General features: G+C 44.5%; 11 protein-coding genes and 1 other annotated feature. Of the genes, 10 read left to right on the plus strand and 1 reads right to left on the minus strand.

Features of this window, described 5'->3' with window-relative positions; translation table 11 throughout:
* Positions 1 to 107: 107 nt before the first annotated feature.
* A complete protein-coding gene (locus tag DWX43_RS09580; protein ID WP_118620153.1) occupies positions 108 to 788 on the minus strand; it encodes an RNA pseudouridine synthase in 681 nt (226 codons plus the stop codon).
* 87 nt (positions 789 to 875) lie between these two features.
* Between DWX43_RS09580 and DWX43_RS09585 the strand changes: the two genes are divergently transcribed.
* The 10 genes from DWX43_RS09585 (at position 876) to DWX43_RS09630 (ending at position 13992) form a co-directional block, all read left to right on the plus strand.
* The gene (locus DWX43_RS09585; RefSeq protein WP_182440664.1) at positions 876 to 1859 is read left to right on the plus strand and encodes a calcium/sodium antiporter; all 984 of its coding nucleotides are present in this window, start codon (positions 876 to 878) and stop codon (positions 1857 to 1859) included.
* 145 nt (positions 1860 to 2004) lie between these two features.
* Positions 2005 to 3411: a 5-bromo-4-chloroindolyl phosphate hydrolysis family protein gene (locus tag DWX43_RS09590; RefSeq protein ID WP_118620154.1), complete on the plus strand. Its 1407-nt coding sequence runs from the start codon at positions 2005 to 2007 to the stop codon at positions 3409 to 3411.
* A 30-nt stretch (positions 3412 to 3441) separates the two neighbouring features.
* A complete protein-coding gene (locus DWX43_RS09595) occupies positions 3442 to 4578 on the plus strand; it encodes a toxic anion resistance protein (RefSeq protein ID WP_118620155.1) in 1137 nt (378 codons plus the stop codon).
* A 48-nt stretch (positions 4579 to 4626) separates the two neighbouring features.
* Positions 4627 to 4834, plus strand: a binding site (T-box leader).
* Positions 4835 to 4938: 104 nt separating this feature from the next.
* On the plus strand, positions 4939 to 6381 hold the full coding sequence (gene proS / locus DWX43_RS09600; protein ID WP_118620156.1) for a proline--tRNA ligase: 1443 nt from the start codon (positions 4939 to 4941) through the stop codon (positions 6379 to 6381).
* Positions 6382 to 6468: 87 nt separating this feature from the next.
* Positions 6469 to 7032, plus strand: a complete 564-nt coding sequence (locus DWX43_RS09605) for an HD domain-containing protein (RefSeq protein ID WP_109732658.1) — start codon at positions 6469 to 6471, stop codon at positions 7030 to 7032.
* Positions 7033 to 7232: 200 nt separating this feature from the next.
* On the plus strand, positions 7233 to 7655 hold the full coding sequence (gene rpsL / locus DWX43_RS09610) for a 30S ribosomal protein S12 (RefSeq protein ID WP_109732657.1): 423 nt from the start codon (positions 7233 to 7235) through the stop codon (positions 7653 to 7655).
* A gap of 237 nt (positions 7656 to 7892) precedes the next feature.
* Positions 7893 to 8363 (plus strand): 30S ribosomal protein S7, encoded by a 471-nt coding sequence (gene rpsG, locus DWX43_RS09615; protein WP_207657870.1) that lies wholly within the window; start codon positions 7893 to 7895, stop codon positions 8361 to 8363.
* Between the two features lie 16 nt (positions 8364 to 8379).
* The gene (gene fusA, locus DWX43_RS09620) at positions 8380 to 10497 is read left to right on the plus strand and encodes an elongation factor G (RefSeq protein WP_109732655.1); all 2118 of its coding nucleotides are present in this window, start codon (positions 8380 to 8382) and stop codon (positions 10495 to 10497) included.
* Positions 10498 to 10629: 132 nt separating this feature from the next.
* Entirely contained in the window at positions 10630 to 11823 is a 1194-nt protein-coding gene (gene tuf / locus DWX43_RS09625) for an elongation factor Tu (protein ID WP_109732654.1), read from the plus strand.
* A 267-nt stretch (positions 11824 to 12090) separates the two neighbouring features.
* Positions 12091 to 13992, plus strand: a complete 1902-nt coding sequence (locus tag DWX43_RS09630; protein ID WP_118620157.1) for a bifunctional diguanylate cyclase/phosphodiesterase — start codon at positions 12091 to 12093, stop codon at positions 13990 to 13992.
* Positions 13993 to 14136 lie beyond the last annotated feature (144 nt).

Here is a 14136-nt window from a genome sequence, read left to right on the forward strand (position 1 = left end):
TTTTTATTATTTCACTTGTCTACCTAGAAGGGAGCATATCAGAGTTTGCGGCGGCCTGTTTTTTTGCTTTATAGAAAGTGCACCCTGTGAAACTAGATTCATTCTATCTATAGGCGGCGAAGTTTGTCCAGCCTGAAATCCAGTTCTTTTCCGGTACGCGGATGACGGAATGTAAGACGGCAGGCATACAACTGGAGAGTATCATAACTCCGCGGACTGCCGTCTTCTCTGGGATCTTTCGCGGGAGTGACGCCATATTTCCGGTCACCGGCAATGGGGCAGCCAAGATGGGACATCTGCACCCGGATCTGGTGGTGGCGTCCTGTTTCCAGAGTGATTTCGGCCAGCGAGTACGGAGGTTTTGACTCCAGTATTTTGTAATGCAGCAATGCCTTTTTTGCACCAGGGGTGTCGGCTGTGCACACGCGGGAAGAATTCGTTCTGGCATCCTTAACAAGGTAATTAGTGAGATCACCTTCAAGGGATACGGGTGTTCCGGTAAGTATCGCCCGGTAATGCTTTCCGAAACCGGATTGTGTCAACTGCCGGCTGAGGTTTTTTGCGGCAGCGGGTGTCTTGGCAAATACAAGCAGCCCCTCTACCGGCTGGTCCAGCCGGTGTATGACCGCGAGATACGGCTGCTGCTTACCCGGGGAATTTTTATAAATATAGTTTTTTAATATACTTACCATATCAGGTGCCTGCATCATGCTGCTTTGGGTGGCAGTGCCGGCCGGCTTGATACAGACGATCAAATCCTGATCTTCAAATATAATCTCGGGTGTCATAAGTTCGCTCCTTTGGTTTGATATCCTTGACTTTTCTGAAAAATCTGACTACACTGATTATCGTATAAATAAAAAGCGAGGTCAAGTATGATAACATATTTATTATTGATTATAGGTTTTTTCCTGCTTATCAAAGGAGCAGATTTTTTTGTGGATGGAAGCTCCAGCGTGGCAAAACTTCTTAAGGTTCCTTCTATTGTAATCGGACTTACGGTGGTTGCCTTTGGGACAAGCATGCCGGAGGCATCTGTCAGCGTGACAGCCGCGCTGATGGGGAAGAATGAACTGGCAGTGAGCAACGTGATTGGCTCCAATATATTTAACCTTCTGGTGGTTCTCGGGGCGAGTGCACTTGTGCGGCCGATTCAGGTGAAGTGGTCTATCTTGAAGCGCGAGTTTCCATTTTCCATTGTGATAACGGCGATTCTTCTGCTGATGATGACAGGATTCGATTTTCAGGGCATTATGTCAGGCGGAGAGAATAAGGAATATATACTGTCAAGAATATCCGGGGTGATTCTGCTTGTTTTATTTGTCGGGTTTGTTATAGCAGCGGTGATTGATGCACTGCATTCACGCAGGAAGATTGCTGCCTCAGGGGAACCTGAGGAAGAGTATGAATCTCTGACACCGGTGCGTAGTGCGGTTTACATTGTGGTTGGAATTGCCGGAATCATTATCGGAGGAGATTTTGTGGTAGACAGTGCGTCAGAGATTGCAGCAAGTTTCGGTCTCAGCCAGACATTTATCGGCCTGTCTATTGTTGCATTAGGAACATCCCTTCCGGAGCTGGTAACCTCGATGGTAGCGGCGAAGAAGGGGGAAAATGATCTTGCACTCGGCAATGTTGTGGGATCAAATATATTTAATATACTCCTGATTCTGGGGATGTCGGCATCAATTACTCCAATTACGATCAATGCTCTAGCCGTGCAGGATACAATCATATTAATTGTGGCAAGCATCCTTGTTTATATATGTGCTGTGAGCAGAAAGGGACTCTCCAAACTGGAGGGCCTGATGTTCCTTCTGTTCTATGCAGGATTTTTCACATATATTCTGGTGAGGTGATTTGCTCAGGCGCATTGATTTTTCAGAGCAATTCTATTATACTTGAATAAGGTGGTGCCGGCAGCCGGCACTGGCGCCTATTAAGATGAAAGCGATATGGAATATATTTTACAGAAATCCTGTAAAGTGAGGCATAGGTGAAGATATGGCGAATCAAGATTGGGAGAAATTTGGTGAAGATATAAGCAGAACTGTGCAGGAGGCGATCGATGCACAGAATTTTGACCGTTTGAACCAGACGATTACGAATACGGTTAACAGCGCGATGAATAATCTGGGGAAAGGTTTGCATAATGTAGGGGATGCTGTGGATAAGACTGCCCAGAGTTTTCAGAAACAGTCCTATAGGAACAACAGACGTGTGAACAGGGATGCTTACCGGTATAACAGGCAGGCGGGACCGTCTCCGTTCGGGGGAAGCGGTGCGTTTCGGGGAGAAAATGTTTATAAGGAAGGCAATACAGGTCCGGGGCCGAATGCTGGTTTTAACGGATATGGTTATCAGGGACAGAGTTATCAGAACCAGCGGTACCAGCGTCAGGAAGTGCGGCAGAGCAGAAGGAACAGCGCCGAAGAGGGACTGGCTGCACTGCAGAAGCATCCGGGGCTCTTTGTGAAGACATCGGGGGCGAAGGCCGGCGGTATTGCGATGACGGTGACGGGATATACGCTGGGGGTTGCGATGTTTCTGATTCTGGCGTTTTTAATAATCGGCATAATTGTTACGACAGAGGTAGTGCCCACGGGAATTTTGGCATTTTCGGTCATTACCGGTATTATGATGTTTGGCGGAGGAATTCTGGCCGGAATCGGTACAGCCTTGTTAGGCAGAGTAAAGCGGTACAGGCTCTACTTAAGCACGCTTGGCGATAAAGAGTACTGTGAGATAAAGGAACTGGCCGGCCGTCTGAGGAAATCTAATAAATATGTTGTGAAAGATATACAGAAGATGATCCGTAAAGGCTGGTTCAGACAGGGGCATCTGGACAGCCAGAAGACATGCCTCATTGTGAGTAATGATGCATTTACACAGTATAATGAACTGATGCAGCGCATGGAAAAGCAGAAACTGGAAGAGAAGCTGAACAGAGAAAAGCAGGCTCAGGAACATAAGAATCTGGACCCGCAGGTGCAGGAGATTATCCGTACCGGTGATGAATATATTAAGAAGATTCATAAAAGTAATGATGCTATTCCGGGAGAAGAGATATCTGCTAAGATTTCACGCATGGAGGTGCTGGTAGACAGGATCTTTGACAGGGTTGAGCAGAACCCGGAGAACATAACGGATATCAGACGGCTTATGGAGTATTATCTTCCAACGACTGTAAAACTTCTCGAAGCCTATGAAGAACTGGATGCAATGCCGGTACAGGGTGAGAATATCCTTTCATCCAAGAACGAAATAGAAAAGACACTGGATACATTAAATGTAGCTTTTGAAAAGCTGCTTGACAGCCTGTTTCAGGATACAGCCTGGGATGTGGCGGCCGATATTTCTGTGCTGAATACGATGCTTGCACAGGAAGGACTGACAAAAGATGATTTTTAAACAGCATACTTGCTCAACGGAGGAGAAAATATGAGTAATGAATTTGAAGGATTTGCGACAACCCCTACATTAACGCTGGAACCTTTTCAGGAGGAGAAACAGGCCCCGGCCCCGGTTCCTGAGAAGGAGGAGCCCGCACTTGATGACAGTCTCCTGTCAGAGGAGGAAAAGCGTGCCGTGGATGCTTTTGCCAGCCAGATCGATCTGACGAACTCGGCTGTGATTCTGCAGTACGGGGCAGGAACACAGAAAAAGATGGCTGATTTCTCGGAAAATGCCCTAGAAAATGTAAAGACGAAAGACTTAGGGGAGATCGGTGACCTGCTGTCCGGTGTGGTAAGGCAGCTGAAAGATTTCGATGAAGAAGAGGAGAAGGGATTCCTTGGTATCTTTAAGAAGCCGGCCAATAAGATTTCAGCGATGAAAGCGAAGTATGCCAAGGCAGAGGTCAACATCAACCAGATCTGCAAGGTCCTTGAAAACCATCAGGTACAGCTGATGAAGGACATCGCGATTCTGGATAAGATGTATGCGGTCAACCTGACATATTTCAAGGAACTTTCCATGTATGTACTGGCTGGAAAGAAGAAACTGAATGAAATCCGTTCTACCACGCTTCCGGAACTGCTTAATAAGGCACAGTCTTCAGGGCTGCCGGAGGATGCACAGGCGGCAAAAGACCTGGATTCTATGTGCAACCGGTTTGAAAAGAAGATACACGATCTGGAACTGACACGCACGATTTCGATCCAGACGGCCCCACAGATCCGGCTTGTGCAGGGGAACGATACGCTGATGGTAGAGAAGATTCAGTCTACGATAGTGAATACCATCCCGCTTTGGAAAAGCCAGATGGTGCTTGCACTTGGAGTTGAACATTCTGCGCAGGCAGCGGCAGCGCAGCGTGAAGTGACCGACATGACTAATGAGCTGCTCAGAAAGAATGCAGAGAAACTGAAAATGGCCACAATTGAAACTGCGAAAGAGTCGGAGAGAGGCATCGTGGATATCGAGACACTGAAGATTACCAATGAGTCGCTGATTTCTACATTAGATGAAGTTATGCACATTCAGCAGGAAGGCCGCCAGAAGAGACAGGAAGCGGAAAGAGAAATGCAGCGTCTCGAGGGTGAACTGAAACAGAAGTTACTACAGGTACAGGGATAAATTAACCAGTCTTGACAATTTATTTTTTATCAAGTAAAATCACATGTATAATTAGCGATGAACGGGAAAAGTATATGCGCAGAAGTATAACAGAGAGGGAGTGTATGGTGGAATCTCCTGTATGGAACGCATAGAACCGGCCCGGGAGCTGCCGCGGGAAACTGCGGCGTAGAACCGGCGTTAACGGTATATGAGTGAGCTGCGTCAGGGGATGCAGTTAATTAGGGTGGTACCGCCGAGACTTTCGGTCCCTTTTTTGCAGGGAAGGAAGTTTCGGCGGTTTTTCGCTGTACATGGATTCTTCCCGCAGGCATAAAGTAACGGAGCAAGGGCTTCGGATCATGGAAAAGGAGACACATTATGGCAAAGGAAAAGAAATTAGTCGAATCAATCACATCGAGGGATGAGGATTTCGCACAGTGGTATACCGATGTGGTGCGTGAAGCAGAGCTGTGTGACTATTCAGGAGTAAAAGGATGCCTGAACTACCTGCCCAACGGATATGCAATCTGGGAAAATATTCAGGCAGATCTGGACAAACGTTTTAAAGATACCGGGGTAGAGAATGTATATCTGCCGGTCCTGATTCCTGAGAATCTTCTTCAGAAAGAAGCAGATCATATTGAAGGATTTGCACCGGAAGTAGCGTGGGTAACACATGGCGGGCTCGAGAGGCTTCAGGAGAGATTCTGTATCCGTCCTACCTCTGAGACATTATTCTGCGATCTGTGGAGCAAGACGGTACAGTCATACAGGGACCTTCCAAAGGTATGGAACCAGTGGTGTTCTGTGCTCCGCTGGGAGAAGACAACAAGACCTTTCCTGCGTTCCAGAGAGTTCTTATGGCAGGAAGGACATACAATCCATGCGACCTATGAAGAGGCAGAGCAGAGAACCCTGACCATGCGTGATGTATACAGAGACTTCATTCAGGATGATCTGGCGATTCCGCTTATCTGTGGACGCAAGACAGAGAGTGAGAAGTTCGCAGGTGCGCAGGATACCTATACAGTAGAAGCGCTGATGCATGACGGGAAAGCACTGCAGTCAGCAACCAGCCATTTCTTCGGTAATGCATTCCCGGATGCTTTTAATATTAAATATGCAGATAAGAACAATGAACTGCACAGTGTTTATGAGACTTCATGGGGGTTGTCGACAAGAATCATCGGGGCGATCATCATGGTACATGGTGATGACAGCGGTCTTGTACTTCCTCCGAGAATCGCACCGGTACAGACAAGGGTGATCCCGATTGCACAACACAAAGAGGGCGTGATGGACAAAGCAAACGAACTGCTTCAAGCATTAAAGGCTGCCGGATACCGTGCAAAGATAGACGATTCCGAGAAGAGTCCGGGATGGAAGTTTAGTGAGCAGGAGATGCTCGGAATTCCAACCAGGATCGAGATCGGACCAAAAGATATTGAGAACAACCAGGTTGTAGTAGTACGCCGTGACACAAGAGAAAAGATTGTAGTGCCGATGGATGAAATCACAACAAAGCTTGCTGAAATTCTGGAGACAATCCAGAAAGACCTGTTTGAGAAGGCAAAAACTTTCCTTGATTCCCATATCGATTCTGCAGTGACAATGGACGAGATGGTAGAAAAGTTCCAGGATAACCGCGGATTTATCAAAGCGATGTGGTGCGGGGAGGAATCCTGCGAGGATGATATCAAAGCACTGACAGGCGGGGCATCCTCAAGATGTATCCCGGATGAGGAAGAACACCTGTCAGATGTGTGCATCTGCTGTGGGAAACCGGCTAAGCACATGGTATACTGGGGAAAATCATACTAAAAATATACGGGGTCAGGCACTTTTGCAAAGGGGTCTGACCCCTTTGAACAAAAAAGAAACGATAAAGTTGACATGGAGGCGGCGATAATGGACAGAGAAGAAGCATATAAGATTCTTACGAAATATATGAAGGGTGAAAGATATCTTCAGCATTCTTATGCTGTGGAAGCAATTATGCGCGGGCTGGCAAAGAGACTTGCCCCTGAGCAGGAGGAGCGCTGGGGGATTGTCGGACTTCTGCATGATCTGGACGAGGAACAGTGTGAATGGCAGGAACATCCGGAGGTGCACGGACCGACGTCCGTAGAAATATTGAAAAAAGAAGGAATAAATGATCAGGAATTGTTCGATGCTATATGTGCGCACAATCCTGCCTCTGGCGTGAAAGCACATACAAATCTTCAGTATGCGGTGCTGGCGGCCGATCCTATGAGCGGCTTTTTGAAAGCGATTGCCCAGATCTATCCGGACAAGAAGATAACTAGTGTAAAGCACAAATCAGTAAACAAAAGATTCAATGAGCTCCGTTTTGCATCGGGGGCGAACAGGGATTATATGGAAGCAATTGAATTTACCGGGCTTTCTCTGGATGAATTTATCGATATTTCATTGGAAGAAATGTGCAGTATCGCGGATGTTTTAGGTCTTTAGGGGGCAATATAGGCAAAGTTTAAAAAACTTCACGAAAATCGGAGCAAAGCCCTTGACTTTCCTGAAAAAACGTAATAAACTAATTTAGCGTGCACAAAGGCGTATAGTTTTTTGTGTGCAAATCAAGATAATTACGATTATCTGCAACCCCTCACCGTATAAGCGGGAGGAAACGAAAGAATCATAGGAGGTGAAAAAGAATGCCAACATTTAACCAGTTAGTTAGAAAAGGACGTCAGACTTCTGAAAAGAAATCAACAGCACCGGCACTTCAGAAAGGATACAACTCTCTGCAGAAACGTGCTACGAATGTATCTGCACCACAGAAGAGAGGTGTATGTACAGCTGTTAAGACAGCTACACCTAAGAAGCCTAACTCAGCTCTGAGAAAGATCGCCAGAGTTCGTCTCTCTAACGGAATCGAAGTAACAAGCTATATCCCGGGAGAAGGACACAACCTTCAGGAGCATAGCGTTGTTCTGATCCGCGGAGGAAGAGTTAAGGACCTGCCAGGTACAAGATACCATATTGTCAGAGGTACACTTGATACAGCAGGTGTTGCTAAGAGAAGACAGGCTCGTTCTAAATACGGCGCTAAGAGACCTAAAGACGCTAAAAAATAGGACTTGAAAACTTAGCAATTTGTAACTAAACAGTTAAATATCGTATCACAAACAGAACTATGATTATCGTACCTTGTTGGATCTCCACGGTTCAATAAGTACAGGTTGCGGATTTAAGATATTAAAAGTCTCGCGGCCACGAGCACATGAAGCGCGATTTCCATAGAAAGACACATGTGAGTACCGATGAATTAATCCCGGAGAAGACCGGAAATAATGATTAAGGAGGGAAGGACCGTGCCACGTAAAGGACATACTCAAAAAAGAGATGTATTAGCGGATCCAATATACAACAATAAAGTTGTTACCAAACTTATCAATAACATCATGTTAGATGGTAAGAAAGGTGTAGCACAGAAGATTGTATACGGAGCATTCGAAAGAGTTGAAGCAAAGGCTGATAAGCCAGCTATCGAGGTATTTGAGGAATGCATGAACAACATCATGCCTGTACTCGAGGTTAAGGCAAGACGTATCGGTGGAGCAACTTATCAGGTACCTATCGAAGTAAGGGCAGACAGAAGACAGGCGCTTGCACTTCGCTGGCTGACAATGTATTCTCGTAAAAGAGGCGAGAAAACAATGGAAGAAAGACTTGCTAATGAAATCATGGATGCAGCTAATAACACTGGTGCATCAGTGAAGAAGAAAGAAGATATGCACAAGATGGCAGAAGCAAATAAAGCATTTGCTCACTACCGCTTTTAATTAGGAGGAAAAAATCTTGGCTGAAAGAGAATATCCATTAGAGAGAACCAGAAATATTGGTATTATGGCTCATATTGATGCTGGTAAGACAACATTGACAGAGCGTATCCTCTATTATACTGGTGTAAACTATAAGATTGGTGATACTCATGAAGGTACTGCTACGATGGACTGGATGGAGCAGGAACAGGAAAGAGGTATCACAATCACTTCAGCCGCTACAACATGTCACTGGACTTTGGAAGAGAAGACTCAGCCAAAGCCGGGTGCTCTGGAACATCGTATAAACATCATCGATACACCAGGACACGTTGACTTTACTGTAGAGGTTGAACGTTCACTTCGTGTACTGGATGGTGCTGTAGGTGTATTCTGTGCTAAAGGTGGAGTTGAGCCGCAGTCAGAAAACGTATGGCGTCAGGCAGACACATACAATGTACCAAGAATGGCGTTCATCAACAAGATGGACATCCTGGGTGCTGATTTCTACAATGCTGTAGAACAGATCAAGACAAGACTTGGTAAGAATGCAATTTGTCTTCAGCTGCCGATCGGTAAAGAAGATGAATTCAAAGGAATCATCGACCTGATGGAGATGCAGGCTTACATCTATAATGATGAAAAGGGCGAAGACATTTCTATTACAGATATTCCGGAAGAAATGAAAGACGATGCAGAGCTTTATCATACTGAATTAGTTGAAAAGATCTGTGAATTAGATGACGATCTGATGATGGAATACCTGGAAGGTGAAGAACCATCTGTAGAAGCACTCAAAGCTGCTTTGAGAAAAGGAACATGCGAGTGTACAGCTGTACCGGTATGCTGCGGTACTGCATACAGAAACAAAGGTGTTCAGAAATTATTGGATGCAGTTATCGAATATATGCCTGCTCCGACAGATATCCCTCCGATCGAAGGTGTGGATGATGAAGGAAACAATGTCGTAAGACATTCATCCGATGCAGAGCCATTTTCCGCTCTTGCATTTAAGATCATGACAGACCCGTTTGTAGGTAAGCTTGCTTACTTCAGAGTATATTCAGGTTCTATCAACTCAGGTTCTTACGTGCTGAATGCAACAAAAGGCAAAAAAGAACGTGTTGGACGTATCCTTCAGATGCATGCCAACAAGAGGGCAGAGCTGGATAAAGTATATGCCGGAGATATCGCGGCAGCAATCGGATTTAAGTTCACAACAACAGGTGATACAATCTGTGATGAACAGCATCCGGTTATTCTGGAGTCCATGGAATTCCCAGAGCCTGTTATTGAGCTCGCTATCGAGCCTAAGACTAAGGCTTCCCAGGGTAAATTAGGTGAGTCTCTTGCAAAACTTGCAGAAGAAGATCCTACGTTCCGTGCACACACAGATAAAGAAACAGGACAGACAATCATCGCAGGTATGGGTGAGCTCCATCTGGAAATCATCGTAGACAGACTTTTACGTGAATTCAAGGTAGAGGCTAATGTAGGTGCACCTCAGGTTGCTTACAAAGAGTCCTTCACAAAACCTGTTGATGTAGACAGCAAGTACGCTAAACAGTCCGGTGGACGTGGACAGTACGGACACTGTAAAGTTAAATTCGAACCAATGGATGTGAATGGTGAGGAAGTATACAAATTTGATACAGCTGTAGTCGGCGGTGCTATTCCGAAGGAATACATTCCGGCAGTAGGTGAAGGTATCGAAGAGGCAATGAAAGCCGGTGTTCTGGGTGGATTCCCGGTTGTTGGTGTTCATGCTACAGTATATGACGGATCATACCATGAAGTCGATTCCAGTGAAATGGCATTCCATATTGCAGGATCTCTGGCATTCAAGGACGCTATGAAGAAATCTTCACCAGTGCTTCTTGAACCTATTATGAAGGTTGAGGTAACAATGCCTGAAGAATATATGGGAGACGTTATTGGAGATATCAATTCACGCCGTGGACGTATCGAAGGTATGGATGACTTAGGCGGCGGTAAGATCGTACGTGCGTACGTTCCGTTGTCAGAGATGTTCGGTTATTCAACAGACTTACGTTCCAAGACACAGGGACGTGGTAACTACTCAATGTTCTTCGAGAGCTATGAGCCGGTACCGAAGTCTGTACAGGAAAAAGTATTGTCTAATAAAGAGGCATAAATAAAATGGTTAAATCTCATAAAAAGGCTTGAAAAAGCTGTGATTATGAAATATAATCAGAATTAGCCGAGTAAAAGCGTAAACCAATAAAATGCCTGTAATCAGGCTATATATTAAGGAGGATTATTCAAAATGGCAAAAGCTAAATTTGAAAGAAACAAACCACATGCTAATATTGGTACCATCGGACACGTTGACCATGGTAAAACAACATTAACAGCTGCTATCACAAAAACACTTTCTGAAAGAGTTGCCGGAAACGCAGCAGTAGATTTCGAAAACATTGATAAAGCTCCAGAAGAGAGAGAGCGTGGTATCACAATCTCTACAGCTCACGTTGAGTACGAGACAGAGAAACGTCATTATGCACACGTTGACTGCCCAGGACATGCTGACTATGTAAAGAACATGATCACAGGTGCTGCTCAGATGGACGGAGCTATCCTTGTTGTAGCTGCTACTGACGGAGTTATGGCTCAGACAAAAGAGCACATCCTTCTGTCACGTCAGGTTGGTGTACCTTACATCGTAGTATTCATGAACAAATGTGACATGGTAGACGATGAAGAGCTGCTTGAATTAGTAGAAATGGAAATTCGTGAACTCTTAAGCGAGTATGAATTCCCAGGAGATGATACTCCGGTTATCCAGGGATCAGCTCTGAAAGCTCTGGAAGATCCTTCATCAGAGTGGGGAGACAAGATCATGGAACTTATGGACGCTGTTGACAGCTGGATTCCAGACCCACAGCGTGATACAGATAAGCCATTCCTGATGCCTGTAGAGGACGTATTCTCTATCACAGGACGTGGTACAGTTGCTACAGGTAGAGTAGAGCGTGGAACACTTCACGTATCTGATGAAGTTGAAATCATTGGTATCCATGAAGACGTTAAGAAGACTGTTGTAACAGGAATCGAAATGTTCCGTAAACTGCTTGACGAAGCTCAGGCTGGTGACAACATCGGAGCTCTGCTTCGTGGTGTTCAGAGAACTGAAATCGAAAGAGGACAGGTTCTGATCAAACCAGGTACAGTTAAATGCCACAAGAAATTTACAGCTCAGGTATACGTTCTGACAAAAGATGAAGGTGGACGTCATACACCATTCTTCAACAACTACAGACCTCAGTTCTACTTCAGAACAACAGACGTAACAGGTGTTTGCGATCTGCCGGACGGAGTTGAAATGTGCATGCCTGGAGATAACGTAGAAATGACAATCGAACTGATTCACCCAGTAGCTATGGAAGAGGGTCTTGGATTCGCTATCCGTGAAGGTGGACGTACAGTTGGATCAGGAAAGGTTGCTAAGATCATCGAATAATCGTTGATTTACAATCAATCAGTATAATTAAAACCGCAATTCTTGAGTAATCAGGAATTGCGGTTTTTTAATGTACCAGTTAAATATATGCTCTTTACCAGAACGTGATTTTTATGTTATGCAAATAATTGCTTTAGAGCTACTTATAGTAGTATTTTCCTTTGAAACATGGTATACTATTTTCAGAAAATTATGTTCGGAATAAAGAAAGGAATGGTCTTTCAGACAATTGCTGAATGAATGTCAGAAAGCCATCGGGAAATCAATATGAAAAAGAAATGGCAGTATGCCCTCCTTGGTTTTTTCCTTGGAATGGCACTTTTAGTCTGCTCTGTTTTTCATTCTGTATACAGTACCCAGTCTTACGGGCGATTGATAAACTATGTTGGTATTGTACGGGGAGCAACACAGCGTCTGGTGAAGCTTGAACTGAACAATGAACCAAGTGACGAACTGATAACGTATCTGGATGATATTCAGGAGAATTTAAGGGATGGAGAGGGAAAGTATGATTTAATCCTTCCGGATGATGAAGAATATCAGGAATGTCTGGGTCAGTTGGAGGACCGTTGGGAAGAACTGAAAGAAGATATTTATACATATCGGGAAGATCATTCTGAAAAAGATGAACTGCTAAAGGATAGTGAATCGTATTTTGCATTGGCCAACGATACTGTATTTGCGGCAGAAGCATTTTCATCTGACCAAATCAGGAATCTGCTGGGAATGACGATTGTCCTTATTGCATGTATTATTGTGATCTGGCTTTTCTTATTTTGGTCTAATATAAGAAAGATACTGAATCTTGAAAGTGCGAATAAAACATTGGAAGATAAGGCCGGAAGAGATATTCTGACAAATGCATATACTGTAGTGAAATTTAAAGAAGTTGCCCAAAAGCTGTTGGACAAAAACCACGATAAAAAATATGCGGTATTTTATGTTGACTTTGCAGATTTCAAGTATATTAATGATTTGTTTGGATATGCGTGGGGAGACCGGATACTGAAGGAGTACGCGAATATTATACAGAAAGATATGAGGAGTGATGAAGTTTTCTGCCGTGTGAATGCGGATAATTTTGTGATTCTGAGATACTATGACTCAAAGAAAGAATTACTGGAGAGACAAAAAGAAGTTGATACAAGGGTTACAGAGTATATGCGTCAATCAACCGAGAAACATGCACTCTCTGTGTGCTGCGGGTTATGCTGTGTCGAAGACGTTATAGAGGACTTGAAGATTGAAGGCCTGATGGACCGGGCCAATTTTGCAAGAAAAACGGTAAAGACAGGTAAGTTTGACAAATACCGTTTCTATAACGAGAGTATCAGGCGAAAGCTCTATCAGGAGAAATCTATTGAGAGCAGTATGGATACAGCACTTGAACAGAAGGAGTTCAAAGTATACTACCAGCCTAAGGTTGAGCTTTCCACCAACAGGGTAGTCTGCTCAGAGGCACTTGTCCGATGGCAGAAGCCGGACGGTACAATCATTTCCCCTGCAGATTTCATCCCTGTTTTTGAGAAGAATTATACGATACCGCTTCTTGACAGATATGTATTTGAAGAAGTATGCAGATGGCTCAGGCATCTGCTGGATACGGGGAGAGAGGCACTGCCTGTGTCTGTAAATGTTTCCCGTCTTCAGTTTTATAACAGTGATTTTGTTAAGGCTTACGCAGAAATCCGTGACAAATACAGGATACCTGAAGGGCTGCTGGAAATTGAGTTCACAGAGACCATCCTGTTTGATAACTGGGACGTACTGAGCGGAATCGTCGAGGATCTGCACAAGGCAGGATTTTCCTGTTCTATAGATGATTTTGGAAAAGGATATTCTTCCCTCAGTACAATACAAAATCTGAATATAGATGTCCTGAAGATTGATGCCATGTTTTTCCCGAATATTACCACAAAAGAAAAGGACAGGCTGCTTGTCGAGGGAATCATAAAACTGGTCCGCCAGTTCGGTGTTGTGACTGTAGCGGAAGGCATTGAGACAATGGAGCAGGTAGAATTTTTAAGGAGCGTTAATTGTGACATGATTCAGGGATATGTGTTCTACAGGCCAATGCCTGAAGCGGAATACGAAGAGCTGCTATATACGCTGGAGAACCGGAGAGAGGATATTCCTGTGCAGGAAAGACTAGAGACATGCCTGTGTTGAAAGAATAGGTGTCAGATGAACTTAATATGAAGATAAGAATCCACCAGAGCTGTAAGATGGCATCTGGTGGATTTTTATTAGGGCGCTGTGTATTTTGGGGATCATAAAATATCCAACTTAATTCGAAAAATATCCCACCTTATC

This window comes from Clostridium sp. AF19-22AC (assembly GCF_003479085.1).
Lineage (GTDB): Bacteria > Bacillota > Clostridia > Lachnospirales > Lachnospiraceae > Faecalicatena_A > Faecalicatena_A orotica.